Source organism: Moraxella sp. ZY200743, assembly GCF_050885545.1.
Lineage (GTDB): Bacteria > Pseudomonadota > Gammaproteobacteria > Pseudomonadales > Moraxellaceae > Moraxella > Moraxella haemolytica.
Map to the genome: position 1 here is coordinate 2,048,302 of NZ_CP091313.1, position 23,076 is coordinate 2,071,377.

At 45.4% G+C, this 23,076-nt stretch carries 21 protein-coding genes and 1 pseudogene; 7 read left to right on the plus strand and 15 right to left on the minus strand.

All coding sequences use genetic code 11. The features are described 5' to 3' along the window. Positions 1–90: 90 nt before the first annotated feature. Genes pilB through coaE form a run of 4 tightly spaced genes read left to right on the plus strand, consistent with a single transcriptional unit; the run spans position 91 to position 4,490 of the window. Positions 91–1,770 carry a type IV-A pilus assembly ATPase PilB gene (gene pilB / locus L3D27_RS09995; protein WP_432481099.1) on the plus strand — a complete coding sequence of 560 codons (1,680 nt, stop codon included), beginning with the start codon at positions 91–93 and terminating at the stop codon, positions 1,768–1,770. Continuing rightward, positions 1,763–2,998 carry a type II secretion system F family protein gene (locus tag L3D27_RS10000; protein WP_373628213.1) on the plus strand — a complete coding sequence of 412 codons (1,236 nt, stop codon included), beginning with the start codon at positions 1,763–1,765 and terminating at the stop codon, positions 2,996–2,998. Before pilB ends, L3D27_RS10000 begins: the two co-directional genes overlap by 8 nt. Then, positions 2,991–3,785, plus strand: coding sequence for a prepilin peptidase (locus L3D27_RS10005; RefSeq protein ID WP_432481100.1), 795 nt, complete (start codon positions 2,991–2,993; stop codon positions 3,783–3,785). Before L3D27_RS10000 ends, L3D27_RS10005 begins: the two co-directional genes overlap by 8 nt. 51 nt (positions 3,786–3,836) lie before the next feature. Then, positions 3,837–4,490 carry a dephospho-CoA kinase gene (coaE, locus tag L3D27_RS10010; protein ID WP_432481101.1) on the plus strand — a complete coding sequence of 218 codons (654 nt, stop codon included), beginning with the start codon at positions 3,837–3,839 and terminating at the stop codon, positions 4,488–4,490. Between the two features lie 64 nt (positions 4,491–4,554). Here coaE and L3D27_RS10015 read toward each other — a convergent pair whose 3' ends face one another. The 9 genes and pseudogenes from L3D27_RS10015 to recG form a co-directional block, all read right to left on the minus strand. Beyond that, complete coding sequence (locus tag L3D27_RS10015) at positions 4,555–5,724, minus strand: fimbrial protein (protein ID WP_432481102.1); 1,170 nt, start codon at positions 5,722–5,724, stop codon at positions 4,555–4,557. Between the two features lie 21 nt (positions 5,725–5,745). Next, positions 5,746–5,868 carry a hypothetical protein gene (locus tag L3D27_RS10020; RefSeq protein WP_284673519.1) on the minus strand — a complete coding sequence of 41 codons (123 nt, stop codon included), beginning with the start codon at positions 5,866–5,868 and terminating at the stop codon, positions 5,746–5,748. Between the two features lie 142 nt (positions 5,869–6,010). After that, on the minus strand, positions 6,011–6,277 hold the full coding sequence (locus tag L3D27_RS10025) for a FimD/PapC C-terminal domain-containing protein (protein WP_432481917.1): 267 nt from the start codon (positions 6,275–6,277) through the stop codon (positions 6,011–6,013). Positions 6,278–6,373: 96 nt separating this feature from the next. Continuing rightward, positions 6,374–7,885, minus strand: a pseudogene (locus L3D27_RS10030) (fimbria/pilus outer membrane usher protein); the annotation flags it as partial. Continuing rightward, the gene (locus tag L3D27_RS10035) at positions 7,845–7,979 is read right to left on the minus strand and encodes a hypothetical protein (protein WP_373628207.1); all 135 of its coding nucleotides are present in this window, start codon (positions 7,977–7,979) and stop codon (positions 7,845–7,847) included. The pseudogene L3D27_RS10030 and the gene L3D27_RS10035, both read right to left, overlap by 41 nt. Further along, positions 7,976–8,536, minus strand: a complete 561-nt coding sequence (locus L3D27_RS10040; RefSeq protein WP_373628205.1) for a FimD/PapC N-terminal domain-containing protein — start codon at positions 8,534–8,536, stop codon at positions 7,976–7,978. Before L3D27_RS10040 ends, L3D27_RS10035 begins: the two co-directional genes overlap by 4 nt. Before the next feature lie 174 nt (positions 8,537–8,710). Next, positions 8,711–9,094: a fimbrial biogenesis chaperone gene (locus tag L3D27_RS10045; RefSeq protein ID WP_432481918.1), complete on the minus strand. Its 384-nt coding sequence runs from the start codon at positions 9,092–9,094 to the stop codon at positions 8,711–8,713. A gap of 7 nt (positions 9,095–9,101) precedes the next feature. Continuing rightward, positions 9,102–9,665 (minus strand): fimbrial protein, encoded by a 564-nt coding sequence (locus L3D27_RS10050; RefSeq protein ID WP_432481103.1) that lies wholly within the window; start codon positions 9,663–9,665, stop codon positions 9,102–9,104. Between the two features lie 292 nt (positions 9,666–9,957). After that, complete coding sequence (recG, locus tag L3D27_RS10055) at positions 9,958–12,075, minus strand: ATP-dependent DNA helicase RecG (protein WP_432481104.1); 2,118 nt, start codon at positions 12,073–12,075, stop codon at positions 9,958–9,960. A 311-nt stretch (positions 12,076–12,386) separates the two neighbouring features. On the opposite strand from recG, the gene argA reads away from it, so the two are divergent. Continuing rightward, on the plus strand, positions 12,387–13,763 hold the full coding sequence (gene argA, locus L3D27_RS10060) for an amino-acid N-acetyltransferase (RefSeq protein WP_432481105.1): 1,377 nt from the start codon (positions 12,387–12,389) through the stop codon (positions 13,761–13,763). A gap of 164 nt (positions 13,764–13,927) precedes the next feature. Here argA and L3D27_RS10065 read toward each other — a convergent pair whose 3' ends face one another. After that, on the minus strand, positions 13,928–14,746 hold the full coding sequence (locus L3D27_RS10065; RefSeq protein WP_432481106.1) for an FKBP-type peptidyl-prolyl cis-trans isomerase: 819 nt from the start codon (positions 14,744–14,746) through the stop codon (positions 13,928–13,930). Between the two features lie 310 nt (positions 14,747–15,056). Here L3D27_RS10065 and L3D27_RS10070 point away from each other — a divergent pair, with 310 nt between their 5' ends. Further along, positions 15,057–16,535: a mechanosensitive ion channel gene (locus L3D27_RS10070; protein ID WP_432481107.1), complete on the plus strand. Its 1,479-nt coding sequence runs from the start codon at positions 15,057–15,059 to the stop codon at positions 16,533–16,535. A gap of 73 nt (positions 16,536–16,608) precedes the next feature. Here the strand turns inward: L3D27_RS10070 and L3D27_RS10075 are convergent, their stop codons facing one another. Together L3D27_RS10075 and ettA are read right to left on the minus strand one after the other, a co-directional pair. Continuing rightward, positions 16,609–17,985 carry a hypothetical protein gene (locus L3D27_RS10075; RefSeq protein ID WP_284673528.1) on the minus strand — a complete coding sequence of 459 codons (1,377 nt, stop codon included), beginning with the start codon at positions 17,983–17,985 and terminating at the stop codon, positions 16,609–16,611. A gap of 77 nt (positions 17,986–18,062) precedes the next feature. Further along, on the minus strand, positions 18,063–19,724 hold the full coding sequence (gene ettA / locus L3D27_RS10080; protein ID WP_432481108.1) for an energy-dependent translational throttle protein EttA: 1,662 nt from the start codon (positions 19,722–19,724) through the stop codon (positions 18,063–18,065). 239 nt (positions 19,725–19,963) lie between these two features. Here ettA and L3D27_RS10085 point away from each other — a divergent pair, with 239 nt between their 5' ends. Further along, positions 19,964–20,281, plus strand: a complete 318-nt coding sequence (locus L3D27_RS10085) for a hypothetical protein (RefSeq protein ID WP_284673530.1) — start codon at positions 19,964–19,966, stop codon at positions 20,279–20,281. Between the two features lie 51 nt (positions 20,282–20,332). Here the strand turns inward: L3D27_RS10085 and L3D27_RS10090 are convergent, their stop codons facing one another. The 3 genes from L3D27_RS10090 to L3D27_RS10100 are packed head-to-tail and all read right to left on the minus strand — an operon-like array spanning position 20,333 to position 23,063. Further along, positions 20,333–20,965 carry a 3-oxoacid CoA-transferase subunit B gene (locus L3D27_RS10090; protein ID WP_432481109.1) on the minus strand — a complete coding sequence of 211 codons (633 nt, stop codon included), beginning with the start codon at positions 20,963–20,965 and terminating at the stop codon, positions 20,333–20,335. Between the two features lie 3 nt (positions 20,966–20,968). Further along, the gene (locus tag L3D27_RS10095; protein ID WP_284673532.1) at positions 20,969–21,673 is read right to left on the minus strand and encodes a CoA transferase subunit A; all 705 of its coding nucleotides are present in this window, start codon (positions 21,671–21,673) and stop codon (positions 20,969–20,971) included. 46 nt (positions 21,674–21,719) lie between these two features. Beyond that, on the minus strand, positions 21,720–23,063 hold the full coding sequence (locus L3D27_RS10100) for a short-chain fatty acid transporter (RefSeq protein ID WP_284673533.1): 1,344 nt from the start codon (positions 23,061–23,063) through the stop codon (positions 21,720–21,722). Between the last annotated feature and the right edge of the window lie 13 nt (positions 23,064–23,076).

The following is a 23,076-nucleotide window of genomic DNA, read 5'->3' on the forward strand; positions in this document are numbered from 1 at the left end:
AAAAAACATACTCACGATACAGCAAATATAGTATCATGTAGGGCATGATAGCAATCACTTTCGCCGATCACTTTGACCCATAATTTGTCCATGAACGCATCATCTTTGACAGACTTATCACGGCTTTTATTAGACAAGCAACTACTCAGCTTAGCTCAGCTTAGCCAAGCCGAACAAGAATCCGCCAAGCAATCAATGAGCTTGGTGCGTTTTTTGGTTAGGCACGATTATCTACCTTCCAAGACCATTGCTCAGGCATTATCCGACGCCTTAGGCGAGACGATTGTAGATATTGATGAGATAGACCTATCCACCCTACCCAACGACCTTGTTGATGCCGAGCTACTCAATCGTCATGAAGTTCTAATCTTAGCACACAAAGATGGGCAGGTATTCATCGCTACTAGCAATCCACTTAGAACACAGATGATTAGTGAGATGGCTTTTGCCACCAATGCCCACATCGTGCCTGTGTTGGTTGATGAGACTAAGCTGTCTTTTGTCATGCAAAGCCTACGGCTTGGGGCGTTTCATGACTTTGGCACGCACGATGATGAACATGATATCGATACCGCCCCCACCGATAATATTGATGCCCTACTAGAGACACCAACGGTAAAATTCGTCCAAAAAATCCTACAAGACGCCATCGCACTTGGGGCATCCGACATACATTTTGAGCCGTTTGAGCACCATTATCAAGTCAGATTTCGCATTGATGGCGTCATGCAGGTTGTCGCCACACCGCCTAAGACTTCTAGCCGTCAGATCAGCACTCGCCTAAAAGTGATGGCTCAGCTTGACATCGCCGAATGCCGAAAACCCCAGGATGGTCGTATTAAGTTTTGGGCTAATGAACATGGTGGCAAGTCCATAGATTTTCGTATCAGCACCACACCGACCTTATTTGGCGAAAAGATTGTTCTACGGCTACTGGACTGCACCCAAGCAATCATTGGCATGGACGCATTGGGCATGAATGATGAACAAAAACACCTGTATCTGACCGCCCTAAAAAAATCACAAGGCATGATACTCATCACAGGTCCGACAGGCTCAGGCAAAACCATCTCACTATATACAGGGCTAGGTATCTTAAATCAGCCCACCATCAACATTCAGACAGTAGAAGACCCTGTGGAGATTCAGCTTGACGGCATCAATCAAGTCAATATCCACCCAAAGATTGGGCTAGATTTTGCTGAGGTGTTGCGTGCCTTTTTACGCCAAGACCCAGATGTTATCATGGTGGGCGAGATTCGAGACATACAGACAGCAGAAATCGCCATCAAAGCCGCCCAAACAGGGCATTTGGTGTTGTCCACTTTGCACACCAACTCCGCCCTTGATGCGGTGATTCGCCTAAAAAACATGGGCGTTGCCACCTTTAATATCGCAAGCTCCATCAGTCTCATCATCGCCCAACGATTGGCTCGCAGACTCTGCCAACACTGCAAAAAACCTGTACAAATCCCCCACCAAAGCCTAACACAGCTTGGCTTTAGTGATACAGACATTGCACAGGCGACTTTCTTTGAGGCGGTGGGGTGTCATGCCTGCCGAGAGGGGTATCGTGGACGCATTGGTATCTATGAAGTACTGCCCATTACCCCCAAACTTGCCACACTCATCATGGCAGATACACCACGCCAAGAGCTTCAGGCATACGCCAACCGACAAGGCCATCAATCCATCAGGCAATCCGCCAAACAACAAGCCATGCTAGGCATCATCAGTTTACAAGAGATGGAAAGACTCACGCATGACTAAGCCCATTAAGCCCACCAAATACACCAAACCCACCAACAAAACCTACACCTACAAAGGCATAGGACTGCGTGGCGACAAGCTAAGTGGCGAGATAGATGCCCCTACCTTGCATATGGCACGCCTACAACTACACAAAAAGAACATTGCCCCCACCAGTATTCGCCAAAAACACCGCTCGCTGACATGGACAAAACCCATCAGCTCCACCGACATGACTCTATTTTTTCGGCAGATGTCCACCATGCTACTTTCAGGCATTGCCCTAACCAAAGCACTAGATACCGCCCAACAAAACAGCAACAACCCCACACTAAAGACCGCCATCAGCACCATCAAAACCGATATTGAATCAGGCTTGAGTCTCGCCCACGCCCTAAAAAAACACACGGCGTTTGGTGGGCTGACTATCGCCTTGGTTGATGCAGGCGAACGCTCAGGCTGTCTTGATGTCATGCTCACACGCATCGCCCAATACCAAGAGCGACTAGAGACACTCAAAAACAAGCTCAAAAAAGCCATGTATTACCCCATCTTTGTCATGGTGGTGGCAGTCATCGTAACTGTCATTTTACTCATTAAAGTTGTGCCGATTTTTGCTCAGATGTTTGGCAATCTAAACCAAGAGCTACCCCTACCCACTCGCATCATCATGACGATATCCGATGTACTGGTGGCTCATTTTTGGTCGCTAATTACCATCATTTGTATCATTATGCTTGGGATAATTTGGTTAAAAAAAACCGACCGAATCTCTTGGCCATTATACCGCTTAAGCCTACAACTGCCCATCATCAAGACCATCACCATAAAAAGTGCCTTAGCTCGTTTTACCAGAACGCTCGCCACAACCTGCCAAGCAGGCATTCCACTCACCAACGCCATAGAACTATCTGCACAAGCAACCCATCATCACGCTTTCATCAAAGAGCTAAAAATCATCACAGATCAGGTGCAAGCTGGCAAAAAATTAGCCGATGCTCTAACCAAAAGCACGCTGTTTTTGCCGATGACGGTGCAGATGATTCAGGTGGGAGAAGAAGCAGGCAGACTGCCCCAAATACTAGATACCATCGCAGATTATTATGACGACCAAGTCAATCAACACATAGACGGTCTGACAAGTTTGGTTGAACCTGCTGTGATGGCACTCTTAGGCGTGATTGTCGGCTTGGTCGTCATGGCAATCTATCTGCCCATCTTTCAAATGGGAGTAAACCCCCATGGATAACATCAAAGCCCTATTATCCACCCTGCTCGCCCATCAGCCAACGCTTGCCATCTTGGTGGGTGTCATCGGTCTTGTGATGGGTAGATTTATCAATATCATCGCTCATCGTACACCGATGACCATGATGAATCAGTGGTGGCATGAAGTGATGGCATTCATTCAGCATGACGATCGCATTGATGACACCACCAAAGCACGCCTAGACAGCCTACATTTGCACAGCTATCGTGCAGATAGCCCCACCCACTCCAACCATCTCATCACCGCAATCACCGCCCTGCTATCCATGATGATCGCCCATCACTTTGGGGCGAATACTCAGATGCTACTGGCACTTGTTTTTGTGTGGTATTTGGTGGCGTTGTCTTGTATTGATTGGCAAGTTAGGCTATTGCCTGACCGCCTGCTTGCACCACTGGGCATGATTGGACTGCTAGCCAATACCGCAGCGTTATTCACCACACCTGTGCTGTCAATATGGGGCTTGGTGGTGGGATTTATGGTGTTTTGGGGTGTCAATGTGCTGTGCCGATGGTTCATTCATCAAGACGGCTTGGGGCTAGGCGATGCCAAACTGCTTGGCGTGCTTGGGGCGTGGCTTGGTGTGTCTGCCATACCCATCATTGTGCTAATCGCTTCATTGCTTGGCGTGATGGTCGGTGTCCTGGGTAGAGTCTTTGGCGGTCGTCATGACTCAACACTGGCTTTTGGCCCTTATCTGGCGATTGGCGGTCTGATTGCCATGCTTTTTGGCGAGCAATTTTGGGCATGGTATTTGATGGTCTAAACCAATCAATAGCCAATCAACATAAGCAATCAATCAAAACAAGAAATCATCATGACACTCACCATCGGACTTACAGGCGGTATCGGCAGTGGTAAAAGTGCCGTCAGCGACTGGTTTGCACAACAACACATTGATGTCATTGATGCCGATGTCATCGCCCACACCATCAGTACCAAAGGCAGTCCTGTTTTAGATGAACTGGTGGCGGTATTTGGCGAGTGGGTGATTGATGCCGATGGCAACTATCATCGCCCTGCCATGCGAGAGCATCTGCTAGCACACCCAGACGACATCAACAAACTAAACACCATCACCCACCCACACATTCAGCACGCCATTCGCACCGCTTTGGCAAATAGCAACTCTGCCTATCGCATCTTATCTGTACCGCTGTTGGTTGAAGGCATGGGTCGCACGCCCAACCTTGCTCAGCTGTGTCAGCGTATCTTGGTGGTAGATGTACCACTGGATATACAAAGACAGCGTGCCATCAAGCGTGATATCCACAAGCTATCGCACACCGACCAACTGGCGTATGTCAATGCCATCATCGCCAAACAAGCCACACGAGCACAACGGCTAGCAGTAGCCGATGACATCGTGGACAACAGCCAATCACTAGCTGAGCTATACTCACAGCTACAAAGACTACATCAGCTGTATCTACAGCACGCATCACAGATTAGCCACACCCCTTGTCCCTAAAACCAAAACACACCAACAAAAAAGGGAGCTATCATCTCCCTTTTTAGAACACCACCGATACGGCTTAATAATAGGCAAAGTTAAAAATCATCTCGCCATTAACCTTACCTGGTACAATATCTTGAGTGTTAGTTCTAAAATATTTGGCGGTAAATGTTAAAGGATAGCTTCTTGCTCCATTTTGAGTATCTGCCTTATTGCCAAGCTTTTGCATATATCCTGTTTGTTTAGTGATTGCCTGCCCCAATGTACCTTGAGTTCCTGCATTGTACACGACAGGACCAAATTTAACCGGTGTCTTACTGTCATTTAGATATACCTGAATACCAACATTTTGGGCAGTAGAACCCGCCGCAGGTGTTAGAACAGAGGTTGTATTACTCACATTGTTGTTATCGGTCAAAACAACCCAAGGTTCGACATTTGCCCCTCGATCACAATTTAAATTCACGGTTGTCGTGCCGCCATATACTTCATTGCGTCCATTAGCAAAGTGTCCAACACCAATCTTATCCAGCTTCACCGTCTGATCTTTTAACCCTGAATAGTCGCAAGTACGAGGCAAAAAGGTAAACTCCATTCGTCTAATATTGATGGGGTAATCAATTTTTCCTGAAATCTTCCCCATCTCTGTATGCAATTTAAACATCCCTGCCACTTGTTCATTCACCACAATAGTTTGACCAACAGCATCGGGTTTTAGCAGTATGATCTCAGATTGTATTCGAAAAGGGTGATTAGTACTCCGTCTGCGAATTTCATTCCAATAATTACCCTTACGCCTATTGCCGGCTGTCTTATAACCATCATTCACCATCGTATTCGGCTGCCCTGCAGCCCCCACCCCCATCCATAGACGAAGTCCAACTGTTTTCGTGGGTTCTAGTTCGTAAATAGTCTGCCCACCTATCGTGGTTATAATCGGTAGAGTAACCGCAACATCCGCACCTAAAGTCCAAGGTGCTGTTCCCCCACGATATTGCGTATCATTTCTCGGCGTACCAGAAATCCATAAATTAATTTGAGAGGTTTGCCTACCTAGTGAATGGTTAAGCGTCAATGTATCTCTAGGGTAGCTAACCGTACCCTGTGCTGAAATCACTATACGCTGACCTCGAGTATTTCGGTCAAAAATGCACAACTCACTCGGTAAGCCATTACCTTCCTCAATCACAACAATATCATTACCGACACCGGCAGGACAAGACTGGATTCTAGCTCGACATGCCCACACAGTCATCCCTTGATTGTGTTCTCAAATTCCTTCGGTCGGTGCAGCTGCCTGAGCAAACGCCGTTTCCAAATTTAATCCACAAAAAAGAGCGACCGAAAGTTGTAACAAGTGGCGTGAAAATAAAGAAGATTGACCAAATTTCATCGTTATTCCTATCTGTTTGGCAAAATGCCGAAAATATCAAACTTGTGCTTTTTATTGTTTTAACCGGACTGATTAGCCGGTCTATCAGCAGGGGCGATTCGCCCCACACAAGCGGTATGATGATACGATTTTTACCAAAGGGTTATTGTGCTTGACACTGCACCGCATAGGTATTGACGGCTTGGCTGTTTGTGCGGTTAAGGTTTGGAATGTGGTAATCAAACACACAGCGGTCGGCTTTACCACCACCCCACACGATTTTTATCTTGCCGGCAGTTTTTTGTAGATCGCCTGCGAACAGTCGTCCGCCTTGTACCACATAGCCTATCATCTTGCCTTGCTCATCAAAGGCTTCTGCCGCCATCGGTGGAATACCACCATTTGCCAGAGTAACATCAAACAACACCATAGCGTTCTGCTTGGCTTTAAAATCTAACAAAATGGCACTATCCGCCTTTGGAATGACCTCTTGTTTGGTAGAAGATAGCTCCACATTGAACGGTAGATTGTCCGGATCGATGGTAACGCTGTTTTCTTCATAAGGGGATAGGTAGTTTACAATCGCATTACCGAAGCGGTCAATCTTTATGCCACCTGCACCAACCGTTGCCCCCTCAGCCCCTTTGGCATGAATGATTGCAAAGCTGTCGCCCACATTTTTCGCTAGCGTAATGCCTTTGGGGTGGACGACAATGCCACCATTTGCCGAGACAGAACTGACGGTTGCGGTTGCTGTCTTGGGCAGCAGTGGGCGATAGGCTGACATAGCGGTGATCATAGCCCAAGTTGGCAGAGATGGCACTGCCGCTGTCTGAGCCAGAGTAGCCTACGCCATAGTTCCAGTTGCGTGCTTGTCCGAGCGAGCCAGATATAGAGACGCTTCTTTGGCTATTATCGCCATTGGTGCTGTAACTGCTTGATAAGGTCGGAGCACTAGAATCGCCCATCGGTATAGAAACGGACGCATACACTCGCTTATCGGTCTTGTTTTCTTCACTGTCATAAGTGTGGCTATAGCCTAAATTATAGCTTAGCTTCTTATAACGGTTGGAGTAGCTAAATTGGAATTGGTTGATGTGTTTTGGACTGTTCCAAAATGTGCGTCTCACCCCAGACAAAAACAGCGTGCCTTTGTTTTCGCCCAACCGCTGACTGACAACCAGTTGTGTTTGGTTTTTTAGTCTGGCATTGAGCGTACGCAGATTTTCTAGGTACAGTGGCTGATCGTTGTGCCAGATGGTATCTTGTAGCGTGTGAAAATCACAGCTAGAATAACGATATGCCACCAGTGTTACGCTCGTATCGGTTCTGGGTACGCTAACGCTATACTCAGCGTGGATACTGTAGCCTTTTTGTGAGTTGGGCTCGTAGGGCAAATCAGCGATTGAATAGGTTATGTCGGTAGAGAATGCCCCAATCGGCGTATTAAATGCCATACCACCTAAGACCGAGCGGTAGTTACGAGTCAGCTGTGCTGCACCGTTTAAGGTTAGGTTATTACTAAAGCCGTATTGCAACGAACCTTGTACTAGCTTGGCTTTTGAAAGATAGTCGCCATAGCGATAACGCCCTGCCGACACTTAATAACGCCACTGCCCTTGACGCATAAGCTGGGCAACGCTGGCATAAGGCACATTAAAGGTGCGGATTTGCCCGTTAGCTTCTGTAATTTCCACTTTCAGATCGCCGGTATAGCCGGTCGGATACAGGTCATCAATCACAAACGGCCCTGCCGGTACGGTGGTTTGATACAAAATCTGTTTGGCTTGATAGATGGTAACTTTTGCGTTACTATTGGCAACATACGGTCATCACTGGCGATACTCACCCCACGCAAAGCGACGCCCTCGACCAACTGTCCACCTGCATTAAAATCGCCCACCGTCAGCTCGCCACCAATGGCGACAATGCCACGCCGTGCGTAGGTCTCGTTGCTGATATATTTACCTGTGCTTCGCTCGCCAAAACGGTTACGGCTAAACTCTTTTGAACCACTGTGGCGAATGCCCCCAACCAAGCAGATTGATACCGCCTTGAATGCCTAGATAAGACTGGTCGGTAATTGACCCTGATTTGGCAAAAGAACGGCAATGATTGACATTGTAGTTCACATATGCCGTAGGTACGCCATCTTGCCACAGTGCAGGCGAATCCAACCTCTAGGACGACGCACAACCAACGCCTGTGGAATGGTCAAATCAAAGCGGAAATTACCCAAGTTAAACTTGGCTGTCCCCTTGACCGCTCGGTGGAACGGCACACAGTCAGTATCGGCAGAGATAGCACCGAACGCCTCATCTTTTAGGTCTAGTATCGTCTTAAGTTGGGGCGTTAGGCATAGTACACTGCGGTTGTCCTGCTCTATATAGCGGATTTTGCCAGTGCCTTTATGCTCGCCATTGACATAAATGTCTGAGTCATACTCACCGCTTGGCACGGCGTCAGCATAGCCAAAACGCCTAACATCAATGCGGTTTTCTTGTTTTTCACTGCGTAAAAAACTGCTACTGAATTCAACAAAGTCATCACCCACATCAGACGACCACGACTCTGCCGTGTCTGATGATGTGTTTGATGATACATCTGCCTCACCGATTAGTTGCCCACCATCAATCTGCCCAACAGGCTCAGCATTGGCAGATTGCAAAGCCAATCCCGATAAGACCATCAAGGTGGTTTTTGACAGAGCAAACAAAGGCGTTTTTTCACAAGGGTGTTTCCTTTAATATCACCCACCAATGGGGTGCTTAAGCATATTTTATAACAATAACAACAAGTTTAACAATGATTTATCGTGATTAAACAGTGATTTGACAAACAATTAAACGCTCACCCAAACGATTCAAACCCTGACCAAGCAGGGTGCGATGAATGCCGCTTTTGTGGTGGGAGAAATCCTGCCATATTGGGCGATGACAACAACCGATGGCAGGCTCTCTTGTCCTATCGCCTCAACATTACTAAAAGTGATGTGATAAGGGGTTGGGTTGGTGGCGGTGAGCGTCTCGCCGTTTAGTGTCCATTTTACCTGCTGTGGGGCGTCTGCGATGTCCATCGCCAGTGCCGGTCGGAAAAAGAACTTGATACGGCTACGGATAGACATTTGCAGATAGCTTTGTCCTTTGGTCTCCGCTTCGGTTGGTTTGGGTGGAATGTCTAATACATTAAGATAAAACACCGATTCACGGTCCTGTGGCAGTGGCTCGCCAGTATAGACCACACGCAGTGTCTGACTAAACGATAGAGTATTCTACTTCAGACTTTACTTTACCCACTGTTGCTTGACCAATTGCATAGTATTCAACAGAATATTGCATAGCACCATTTGCTAGACCGTTTAAAGGTTGATATTGCTGACCTCTATAGGCTGCATTACCAATCTGGATTGGCGTACCATTTACTTCATTCAAACGCAAGTTTACATTAGATGCGTAGGTAGGCTGACCCTCTTCAAGATTTTTTAATGTATAAGTTACGGTATCAACATTTGGAGAAGTACGGAATTCAACACGCACTAATTGGTTGAGACTATCTGTTTTACAACCCTCTAATTCAATAGAAAAGTTTTTACCACCAGCCACTTTACCGGCTACATCTAACTTGGTTGCTTGCACTTTGTCCAAAGTAACAGTTTGTTCGTTTGTACCAGTTTTAATGATACAAGTTTGGTCAATAACCTCGCCTTCAAATTTAACCTTACCATCATATTTGCCAGCATATCCAGCAACTTGTGCAGAAGCGGTGGTTGAAGCTAAAGCTGAAAATACTACTGCTGTAGCAAGAAAAATTTTTTTCATTTAAGAAAACCTATAAAAGATTAAAAAAATTAAGTTTGGCGTTGTTACCATGAATACTGGCAAAAAAATGACGCATCCATAACACGCCGATAATTATTATACTCCCCCCTGCAAAAGCAAACATTACTTTCATTCCATTAACAATTGTTATACAAATCATACCAAAAGCCCTACGCCTAGCTAGGTACTTGGTTGGGGGTGTATGGCTTGTTTTTGGGTGTCTATGCGATGACTTTGCACGGTCTTGGCGTGGTCTTGTCTTGGTATTTATTAGGCGTTGGTTTGGTCTTTACTAGGCATTGACATAGTCTTTGGTCTGGGGTAGCCATGTGTCTATTATCCGCTGTGCCAACATCTGCCGTGAGTCATGCCTGTCGTCCGACTGCATCAGCCGATGGGCGATACTGTGTGCCGCCACGAGTAGCACCTCATCACGCACGATATCCGCCAGATAGTAGCCCATATCGCCTGTTTGGCGTTTGCCCAACAACTCGCCTGCCCCACGCAGTTCTAGGTCTTTTTGGGCAATCACAAAGCCATCGGTACTGTATTTTAGTACATTGAGCCGTTGAATGCCTGTGGGCGATAATGGTAGCTGATATAGCAGTACACAAAAAGATTTGTTTGAGCCACGCCCCACACGCCCACGCAGCTGGTGTAGCTGTGATAGACCCAGACGCTCGGCATTTTCAATCACCATCAAGGACGCATTAGGCACATCTACGCCCACCTCAATGACGGTGGTGGCGACCAGTAGGTCAATATCGCCTAGCTTAAACTGGTGCATGACTGCCTGTTTGTCAGCAGGCTTCATCTTGCCATGCACTAGCCCAACACGAATGTCCAGACGCTCGCACAAATCTGCATACAACAGCTCTGCCGACTGTGCGTCTAGGACGCTAGATTCCTCAACCAAAGGACACACCCAGTAGGCTTGCTTGCCTGCTTGACAGTTGACAGAGATTCTCTCGATGACTTCATCACGGCGGTCTCGGCTGATAGTTACGGTAGTGATTGGCGTGCGGTTGGGCGGTAGTTCATCAATCACTGAGATGTCCATGTCGCCATACATACTCATGGCGAGTGTTCTTGGAATGGGTGTGGCGGTCATGGCAAGCTGATGCGGTGTGGCGTTGGCGACACCTTTATTGGCAAGACGCAATCTTTGTTCCACCCCAAAGCGGTGCTGTTCATCAATGATGACCAAGCCCAATTTGGCGAACATGACACCATCTTGGAATAAAGCGTGCGTCCCTACCACGACCTGCACCTCGTTGGCGATGATTTGTGAGAGCATGGCGTTTTTTTCTTTGGTGGTCTGCTTGCCTGCCAAAAAACCCACGCCCACGCCCAACGGCTCAAACCATTTTTGAAAATTGATGAAATGCTGTTCTGCCAAAATCTCGGTCGGTGCCATCACTGCCACCTGCCAACCACTATCTAGGGCATGGCACGCCGTGAGTGCCGCCACTAGCGTCTTGCCTGCACCGACATCGCCTTGGATTAGCCTTAGCATGGGCTTACTGGTCGCCATGTCTGCCACCGTCTCTGCGATGACTCGCTTTTGGGCATGGGTCAGCTCAAATGGCAAGCTAGCAACTAGCCTGTCCGCCAGTGGACTGGTCGCATCGCAGTATGGGGCTTTGTGCTGATAAAGGTTGTTACGGCGATACAAAAAAGCCAACTGATGTGCCACTAGCTCCTCAATAATGAGACGGCGACAGGCAGGGTGCGTGCGTTCTTTTAGCCCCTCTAGTAGTGCCGTCTGAGCAAAGATATCGGCATCTTTATCCGGTAGATGGATCTGCTTGAGTGCGGTCAATAAATCCGCCTGCACATCTAGCACGCCTGCTTGATGCAACTCATCGGCAGATAGGCAATATAAGGTTTCATGTGAAACGGCATTGATGGCAAGACGAACCAACTGGCGGATTTTATTCTGATGTAGTCCCTTGACAGCAGGATAAATCGGCAACAGCCCACTCTCAAACGACCTTGTCCCTGTGATGTGATACTCTGGGTGTGCCATCTGCACCCCATAGCGACTGACTTTAATCTCGCCAAAGGCGGTGATGTTCGCCCCTAGTACCATCGTGTTTTTTAGCCCTGCATAGGTCTTAAAAAACCTAAGCACCAGTACCCCTGTATCATCATCAATGGCGACACTCATGCCAGTTCGGTTCATCTCAACATTCGTTACCACACCACGCACCAGTACGCTCATGCCATGCTCAACATTGCCAATCGGCACAAGGCGAGTCCTATCCTCATAATCACGGGGCAGGTGCATGAGCATATCAAAGATTCTATGCACCCCAAGCTCTGATAGTCGCCCTGCCAAGCTAGCCCCCACGCCAGACAGTGCCGTCATGGGCAGATGAATCACAGACTGTACAGATTTATTTGACATGGTGTACCTTAGATGACCATTCTTTATCGTGTTGATGTTGATGCTGATGTTTTGACAATGCTTTTTAAAATATTTTTTGTTAAAATACTTCTACAGATGGTTTTGATTGTACAACCATTTTTTAAAATTGAAAAGACAATATCACAAAAACCCCATCGCAAACCTTTGTTTTACAGCCCATGCTTTTGCCATCATCAAGATGGCAAAGATATCGGTACACTTGCCAGTTTTTTAAAAAATACTTGGCATTCTAAAAAAAGCCTAATATCATAAGCCCAATATTATCATGGTCATTTAGCCAAGGCAGTCTCATGAGACAAGACAACTCATCAACCGCTCCTGTAGCCAACCATCACCAACCATCACCAACCAACTCCCAGACTGGCACTCACACTGGCACCCAAAATCCAATCCAGTGGTTTCGTCATTGTGCCCCTTATATCAACACTCACCGTAACAAGACTTTTGTCATCATGTTCGGTGGCGAGACGGTGGCACACCCTGATTTTAACCGCTTGATTCATGATTTTGCACTACTGCATAGCTTGGGTATTCGTCTGGTATTGGTTCATGGGGCACGCCCACAGATTGAGCAGACACTAGCCCAAGCAGGCATTGACAGCAGTACTCACAAGAACCTTCGCATCACGCCTGCTGTCGCCATGCCACACATTCTATCGGCTGTGGGGTCGATTCGCCTATCGCTAGAAGCACGGCTGTCCATGGGGCTTGCCAACTCGCCTATGTTCGGTGCACGCATTGACGCTGTTTCTGGCAACTTCATCGCCGCCAGACCCTATGGCGTGCGTGGTGGCATTGACCATCAGATGACAGGCGAAGTACGCAGTATTGACAGCACCGCCATTCATCATAATCTAAAACAAGGGTATATCGTCATCTTAAGCCCCATTGGTTTTTCGGCAACAGGCGATATTTTCAATCTATCAGCCGAAGATGTCGCCAAACATACCGCCTGTGCCTTGCAAGCGGACAAGCTCATCTTGTTGGCAGAAGATGCCATCTACCATGACGGTCATCTCGTCCGTGAACTCACCACCCAAGAAGCAACAACACTACTAACACAACCACTCGCTACAGACGAGATGGGCAGACTGATAGACTGTGCCATTGGCGTGAGCGATGTGGTAGAAAGAACGCACATTCTACCCTTTGCCAAAGATGGCGTACTGCTTGAAGAGCTATTCACCACCGATGGGCTAGGCACGATGATTACTCGCACGCCCTATGATCAAATCCGAGCCGCTACGCTTAGCGATGTGGTCGGCTTACTTGCTCTACTAAAACCGCTAGAAGAAGCAGGCATTCTCATCGCCAGACCCCAACAACGACTAGAAGCAGACATTGAACATTATAGCGTCATTGAGCGAGATGGCATGGTCGTTGGCTGTGCGGCCTTGTATCCGCTTGATGAACATGGTGCAGAGATTGCCAGTATTGCCATTCACCCTGACTATCGTGGTGGCAGTCGTGGCGATGACTTGTTAAGATTCATGGAACATCAGGCGAAAAGTTTGGGGTTTTTACGCATTTTTGCTCTAACCACGCATACTAGCCATTGGTTCATTGAGCATGGTTTTTATGAAACCGAAGTTACCGCCCTACCCATTGAACGCCAACAACGCTACCACAACGGCAGAAATTCTAAGGTTTTTTGTAAGGTTTTATAAAAATCCACACGCCCACAAGCCATCAGACAACAAGGCATAGATGGCATGATGGCGACATAAGACCCACACGGTCAGTCATTACTGTGTCGCCCATCACCACACCAAAACACCACAAAAAACCCCTTAAAATCACTTTTAAGGGGTTTTTAACACCAACGAATGGTTTATTTATGGTGGTGTTCTTCTGCACCATGAGCGGCTGCATGGGCTGCCATTTCTTGTTGGGCTTTTTCAATGGCAGCTTTTGCCTGTGCATCGTCTAATAGCTCAACAGTAAAGATTAGCACGCTGTTTGGCTCAATAGCAGGGTTGCCAGTCTCGCCATAGGCAAGCTCTGATGGCACATACAGTTCGTATTTTGCACCTTTTTTCATCAACTGAAGACCTTCAGTCCAACCCTTGATGACTTCGTTCAGTTTAAACTGTGTCGGCATACCACGCTCATAAGATGAGTCAAACACCTCGCCATTAATCAGCTTGCCCTCATAATGTACAACTACCGTATCCGTCGCTTTTGGTGTCGCTCCCTTACCTTCGGTGATGACTTTATATTGTAGTCCTGATGCGGTGGTCTTTACGCCTTCTTTGGTGGCATTCTCGGCTAGGAACTTCTCGCCATCTGCTTTGTTTTTGGTTGCTTTTTCTTCGGCTTCTTTGATTTTGCGTTCTTCGTACGCCTTACCCACTGCTTCAATTTGCTCATTGGTTAAGGCACTTTCTTTACCTGCGACCGCATCAGCAACGGCTTTGTTATAAATCTCAATATCAAGCGTTTCGCCTGTTTGCTCAGTCATGTTCTTTAGGTACTGACCTTGCTCATAACCAATGATATAGCTGATTTTTTCAATTTCGGTGCTTTTATCGGTAACAACGGTTGATTTTTCAGTAGCTTTTGATTCGTCTGTGGCAGTGTTCGCTTTATTACAGCCTGTCAATGCCAAAACCGCCATCACACTGACAGCCAATAAGGTTTGTTTTTTCATAATAATCTCAAAAATGGTTAAAAAACAGGTTAAGAACCCATAACGCAATATCATACCAAAAAAGATATCTAAGTGCGGTGAATTTTTGACTGGTCATGTATAGAAATTGTTAATATTGTTATGAAAGATTATCCACACAGACCATTTGGCTGATTTTAGTGTTACTATATCACCAAGCAATCATCTTGCATCGTGCATTGATGGTATTGCAACACTCTTTAAAATAAAAGGCTGATGGCAGATGCCACTTTTTTATTTTATAATACGGTAGTTTTTTATCAACTTTTGGAGCAGATTCATGGAACATTATATGAATTTCGCCATTTTTAACCAATATCTGCAAGGTCCGATTGGTTCTGTTATTGGTGCTATTTTAATTTTTATCTTAGGCTGGCTTATCGCCCTTATCTTGGCATCATTCGCCAAAAAAGCGTTGTCAAAACTCAATTTGAACAATCGCATCAGCCAATCAACTGGACATCATTACAACTTAGATACCCTAATTAGCAAAATCATCTTTTGGTTTGTGATGATCATCAGCATCTCAGCTGCACTCAATCAACTTAACCTAAACTCAATCTCAGCTCCTTTTGCTAATATGGTTAATCAAGTTCTGCTGTTCTTGCCAAACCTACTGACCGCCGTCGCCATTGGTGTTGTCGGTTGGGTAGTAGCGACCATTGCACGCAATGCCACCACCATTGCACTATCTAAGACCACACTAGATGAAAAACTGTCTCAAGAGGCAGGTGTCAAGCCAATGAGTGGTGCGGTCGCTGATATTGTATATTGGTTCATTTTACTGATTGTTTTGACCGTCATCTTGGGTCGTCTGGGTCTAGAGGGCTTATTTACGCCATTGACCAATATGATTGACAAGACTTTCAATTTCATTCCAAATGCTCTGATGGCGGCATTGGTATTTTTCATCGGCTTTATCGTTGCTAAAGTGGTGCGTGGCATCGTCATCAACCTTATCGCAGGGTTGAATATCCAAGCATTAGCCAGTAAAGCAGGCATTAGTGAACAAAACAGCCTACCAACCATCGCAGGTTCGCTGTCATTCATGTTGGTCATCGTACCATTTACCATCGCAGCACTTGATGCGTTGAAAATTGAGACCGTTTCACGCCCTGCCACAAATATGCTCAACCAAATCCTAGAAGCGCTGCCAAGCATCTTTACAGCGGTGGCGATTTTAACGATTACTTATTTTGTGGTGCGTATGTTGGCGAACATCGTCAAGGGTATCTTGTCAAATACTCAAATTGACGCTTTGCCTGCCAAACTTGGACTACAAGGTGCTTTTGGCAACAAGAAAATCTCAGACCTAATCAGCTGTGCCATCTTATTGTTTGCCATGCTGTTTGCGTCTATCGCTGCAGCCGACCTACTGGGCTTTGAACAAATCAGTGGCATCATCACAATGTTCATCGCTTTTGGCGGACAAATCATCTTGGGTGCTGTTATCCTAACCATCGGTTTTTGGCTTGCCAACATCATCGCAGGTGTCGTAGAACGCTCTAATCAAGGCAGTAGCTTCCTAGCTAACATCGTGCGTGTGCTTATCATGGGCTTGGTACTGGCAATGGGTCTAAAAGCGATGGGTATCGCTGATAGCATTGTAAACCTTGCGTTTGGTCTAACACTAGGTGCTGTGGCGGTAGCATTTGCTCTTGCCTTTGGTCTAGGCGGTCGTGAAGCTGCTGCTCGCTTATTAAAGCGTATTCAAGACAAAGCAGAAAGCGAAGCAAACAATAAAACCACCACACCAAAAGATGGGCAATAACAATACCCACCTTTAGGCAAATAACAAAATAAAAAACGACATCTTAGGATGTCGTTTTTTTGGTTTAATTTCACTACTGGGCATGGGACAGATAATATCCACTGACTGGTTGCAAAAACTGCTTATTGATGACGATGCACTGTCTGGATTTTTCTGCCAAGATATGCGACTTTTCTTTTTCTATATTTCCGTCTTCTTTATCAGCTTGATTCAATCTTTGATTTTCATCAGCACTAAACTCAAAAAAATCCACCGACACAGGGCAAAATACCTTTATATCTCCTAAGTTCCACGCCATATAACCATAAAGGGCTTCAGGTCTTTGGTTTAGAGTATCTTGATTATCGGTTTCACATTTTTCTTTGTAGCTTTCGCCCAAATAATCTTCACAGTCTTTAGCATGAAATCGCAGTTCTTTTTTCTGCTTGATATCTTCCTTAGTCATTCCATTAATGGTCTGAGAAGTGGTATTGCCATTATGGATAAGATACCAAGATGAGTTGCTTGGTCTTTCTATAAAGCGTGGGGCATACAACGATAAATCAGAAAATTTAGTATAACCACCAAGAAAAGCAACAAACCCAATAAAGATAAATACACAAATAAAACCCACAAGTCTATTACTATCTTTTGGTGAAAATGATTTTTCTTCCTGCCGGTTAAATATGAACAACGATGCAATATTAATAATGATGCCAGTTATTGGAAGGGCAAAAAATATGTACCACTGCCAATCTTTTCTCATCTCAAATGCTATGATTATTTGTGCATACAAGAATGGATATACATAAGAATAACCAAATACCAAAAAACAGATTGCAGACAAAAACAAGAGATTGGCGGATTTTCTAAATTCGGTAACAAGTAAAACAAGTGGCAACATCACCACAAATGCAAGCCCCAAATACAATAAAAAAGAATCGTCATCCAACCAATCAAAATAGATGGATAAGCCCCAAATCAAAATCATAAAAGATATGAACGCATAACAGTACTGAATCTTCTTCATAAGACCATTTCTGTTCAAATCTGGAACTTGCAAAGCCTTATCAATATTATTCAAAAACAAAAATAGCAAAAAATACAATAAAAAATAAACCGCCAAAAGCAAAACAGAAAAGAAATAGGCAACGACAATACCAATCAAGGCTGATGGGCTACCAATAACCTCTGAAAAAATACTATCATAACCAATACTCCCCAAATAAGACCTTGACTTAAAGGCACCTACCAAGATTGCAATAAAAGTTAGAATGGGAAAGTATGAAGGCATAGATCTTAATACAAAACTCCAATTTATCTTGCTTGACTCATCAACATTTTCTCCAACTTTCTGAGCAGGGTTTTTGGTGCCTATCAAACCCCCATTCACATCATCAGTATATTGACTACATTTAGGGATTGATGCCGGTGGATTTTTCTTGGTCTTATTGCAAAATAGCTTGAACATATCACGATCTCTCACTTCTAAAAAACAGCGATCAATTTTTATTGACCGCTGTTTTTAATTTTGGCAATGGGTGACAATCAGCCCCCAATCTTCTTGTATTTCATACGCTTAGGGGTGGCGTCTGCCCCCAATCGCTCTTTACGCCATTTTTCATATTCTGAATAATTGCCATCAAAGAACTCTGGCGTTTCATTTTCAAATGATAAAATATGCGTAGCGATACGATCCAAGAACCAGCGGTCATGCGACACCACCAATACCGTACCAGGGAACACCTCCACCGCATCTTCTAAGGCACGCAAGGTCTCCACATCAAGGTCGTTTGATGGTTCGTCAAGCAGTAGCACATTAGCACCTTGCTTTAAGGTTTTGGCAAGTTGTAAGCGGTTGCGTTCACCACCTGACAGGTTGCCTACCAGTTTTTGTTGGTCTTGACCCTTAAAGTTAAAGCGTCCGATATAGGCACGGCTTGGCGTGGTGTATTCGCCCACCGTGATCATATCTAGACCGTCCGACACCTCTTCCCACACGGTTTTTTTGTCGTCCAGATTATCACGCACCTGTCCCACATAGGCGACTTTGACACTCTCGCCCACCTCTACCGTACCTGTATCTGGCATATCTTTGCCTGTAATCATATTAAACAGCGTGGTTTTACCTGCTCCATTAGGACCGACAATCCCCACAATCGCCATTGGCGGTACGGTAAAAGACAAGTTTTCGTATAGCAAACGACCGTCAAAGGATTTGGATATGTTCTTGACCTCAATGACTTTATTGCCCAAACGAGGTCCTGGCGGAATGTAGATTTCTGCCGTTTCGTTACGCTGTTGGAACTCACGAGAGTTCATCTCCTCAAAGCGTTCTAGGCGAGATTTGGATTTGGCTTGCTGACCCTTTTGGTTTTTGCGAACCCATTCTAGCTCTTGCTTTAAGGCTTTAGCAAATGCTTCTTCTTGCTTTTGCTCTTGCTCTAGGCGTTTATTTTTTTGTTCTAGCCATTCGGTGTAGTTGCCTTGATAAGGATAGCCATAGCCACGATCCAGCTCCAAAATCCACTCAGCTACATTATCCAAAAAGTAGCGGTCGTGGGTAATCGCCACAATCGTACCAGAATAATCTTTTAAGAAGCGTTCAAGCCACGCCACACTTTCAGCGTCTAGATGGTTGGTTGGTTCATCAAGCAAGAGCATATCAGGCTTAGACAGCAAAAGACGGCACAGGGCAACACGGCGTTTTTCACCCCCTGACAGCTTAGATACATCAGCGTCCCATGGTGGCAGGCGTAGGGCGTCTGCTGCTTTTTCAAGCTGAGTGTTTAGGTTGTGGGCGTCCCACGCTTGAATGGTGTCCTCCATCTTGCCTTGTTCGGCAGCCAGTTTGTCAAAATCGGCATCAGGCTCGGCATATTCGGCGTAGATTTGGTTTAGGCGGTCAAGGGCATCTAGGGCTTCACGCACGCCGTCCTCCACATTGCCACGCACATCTTTGGTGGGGTCAAGCTGAGGTTCTTGGGGCAGATAGCCAACCTTAATGCCTGCCTGTGGGCGTGCCTCGCCACTATATTCGGTATCCACGCCTGCCATGATACGCAGTAGTGTAGATTTACCTGCACCATTTAGACCCAGTACGCCAATCTTCGCCCCTGGAAAAAATGATAAAGAAATGTCCTTTAAAATCTCTCGCTTAGGTGGGATGATTTTGGACACTTTGTTCATTGTATAGATATATTGAGCCATAGCTATCCTATTGATTTACCAATAAAAGTTTAAAATACAAAAATTTTTTTTACAAAAATCAACCAATTATTATCGCATGCTTTAGTACACTAGGCAAATGATTTTATGTGGTTGTAAAACTTTTTCTAGACATCAATTGACTTTCTGATAAAGTATTATATAATTACATAATTGATAGATTGTTTTTTATATCCATCAATTATGTATATTAACCGTAACATCATCCAGAGGGATTTTTTATGAAAGTTAAATTTGCCGCCGTCATTGCTGCAGCTGCAGTACTATCTGCCTGTGCCACACCACATGTTGTTCAAACCACCAAGATCAATGATCATCAGCTAAGCTGTGCACAACTAAAATCAGAAATCGCAGAAGCCAAAAAATTTGAACAAGATGCTCGTGCAGAACGCAAAGTAACTGGCAAAAATGTCGCTGCTGCCCTATTCTTTATCCCTGCCCTGTTCGCTACCTATGCCAACACCGAAGAAGCGATTGATGCCGCCAAAGAGCGTCAAGCCAAGCTAACTGACATCTACAACAAAAAACAATGTAGCTGATTGACTCACAAGCATTAAAAAAACCGTTCTTTTGAACGGTTTTTTTAATGCTTAATCAACGATGATGGGTGTGCCTATCTTGTTTTGCACTTCCTCAAAAACCACCCCATCAGCAAGCTCCACAAGCTTTAGCCCAGTCTCTGTAACATCTAGCACAGCCAAATCGGTGATGATGCGATGCACGACTTTTTTGCCGGTAAGCGGTAAATCACAGTTGGCTTTGATTTTTAGTGAGCCATCTTTGGCAGTATGCTCCATCAGCACAATGACTCGTTGCACGCCTGCCACCAAGTCCATCGCCCCGCCCATGCCCTTGACCATTTTATCTGGTATCATCCAGTTGGCAAGATCGCCAAATTCTGAGACTTCCATCGCCCCCAAAATGGCAAGATTAACTTTACCACCTCGAATCATGGCAAAGGACTGCGAGCTTGAAAAAAAACTTGCTCCTTTTTGAGCGGTAACCGTCTGCTTGCCTGCATTGATCAAATCAGGGTCAATGGTATCTTCATCAGGAAACTCACCAATGCCTAACAGTCCATTTTCGGACTGGAGCATCACATTGACATCATCTGGAATGTAGTTTGCCACCAAAGTCGGCAAACCAATTCCCAAATTGACATAAAAGCCATCTTTAAGCTCTTTGGCGGCTCTTTGAGCCATTTGTTGTCTTGTCCAAGCCATTGGTTACTCCTTGTTCTTGATGGTTCTTTGTTCAATGCGTTTTTCTGGATTGGCATTGACAACAATGCGGTGTACATAGATACCTGGCAAATGAATGCTATTAGGATCAAGTTCGCCCACTTCTACCAATTCTTCTACTTCCACCACGCAGATTTTGCCAGCTGTTGCGACATCAGGGTTGAAGTTTCTTGCGGTTTTGTTAAAAATCAAATTACCTGCCTTGTCCGCTTTATGTGCCTTAATAAGCGATACATCGGCGACAAGCGAGCGTTCTAGCACATAGTCTCGTCCATCAAAATTACGAATCTCTTTACCTTCAGAGACTTGTGTTCCCACACCTGTTGCGGTAAAGAAAGCAGGAATGCCGGCACCGCCAGCACGCAGTTTCTCAGCCAGTGTACCTTGTGGGGTTAGCTCCACCTCCAAATCACCTGACAAGAACTGGCGTTCAAACTCTTTATTCTCCCCCACATAAGATGCAATCATTTTTTTGATTTGGCGAGTTTGCAAAAGCAATCCAAGCCCAAAATCATCTACGCCTGCGTTATTACTGATACAAGTCAAACCCTGCACGCCACTATCACGCAAAGAAGCAATGAGACTCTCTGGAATGCCACAAAGCCCAAAACCACCCACCGCAATCACTTGTCCATCTGCCACAATGTCTTTTAGTGCCAGTTCGGCACTGTCAAATACCTTAGAACTCATAAAATCCTTCTTTTTAGCTTATGAAAAACAAAACCCAATCAACCACTCAAGTAAACAACAAAAATACACTTGCAATCATCATACCTGATGTAGCCAAGATAACCAAACAATAACCCATAATGGCTCGTGCGTCAAGCCCTGCAATACCCAGTAGTGGCAACGCCCAAAACGGCTGAATCATGTTTGTCCATGCGTCTCCCCAAGCAATCGCCATCGCAGTAACAGCAGGGTCAACACCCAATTTCACCCCAGCGGGTATCATAACAGGACCTTGTACCGCAAACTGCCCACCACCTGATGGCACAAAAATATTCACCAGCCCTGCACTTAAAAATGCAAGTGCAGGAAAACTCTCTGTAGATGCAGAGTGGACAAAAAATTCGCTAATTCTTGTGCCGATAGAAATACCATCAGCATTAACTCCGGTCATTAGCCCCATGATACCACCATAAAAAGGGAACAAAATCACAATGCCTGTAATACCGCCAATTCCACCATCCACTGCACGATAATAACGCTCTAATGTACCATGGGACAAAAGCCCAATGAATAAAAACAGCCCAATGACGATGTTTAACCCTAGATTAAAGCCATTCGCTCCAAACTCATCCACATAATACAGCAACACTATTGCCAATAATAGCAACATCATCGCACGACTGTCATCTAATTTTTGTGCAGGTGTATGGCGCAGTGGTGGTGTGTGGACCTCATCTTTAATCAGATTTGGATCAATCAAGGTGGGGTTTTTAGGGTGCATCAAGCGATTTAACATTGGAATGCCAATCAACAAAATCCCCACAATCAGCAAGTTATGGCTAGAAAACAAAGTTTGTGATATGGGTAGTGCTTCGGTCAAAACACCGCCAGACAAAGTCTTTAGAGTCTCACCGCCAGAACTTAATGTTAAAGGTATAGAACCTGATAAACCGCCGTGCCAAATCAAAAATCCTGAATAGGCAGATGCGATTAACAAAGGATAATCCACATGTTTAACTTGTTTGGCAATAGCCTTGGCAAACACCGCCCCCGCCACTAAACCAAACCCCCAATTTAGCCACGAGCCAATCAAACCAACCAAAGAAACCGCCACAATGGCTGTTGTCGGCGAATGGATACACCCCGCCAATTTTGTCAAAAAGCGTTGTACAATCGGTGCATTAGCAAGAGCGTAGCCTGTTACTAAAATCAATGCCATTTGCATGGCAAATCCATGTAACGACCACAACCCCCTACCCCAATGTCCTGCCATCTCAATCGGTGATTGCCCTGTTAAAGCAAGCCCTGCAAAAAAGGCAATAAATGTCAAGACAATAGAAAAAACAAAGGGTGAGGGTAAATAGCGATTCACTAATTGCACGCTTGCATTCGTCATTGCTTGTAAAATCATAAAATCCCTTTTT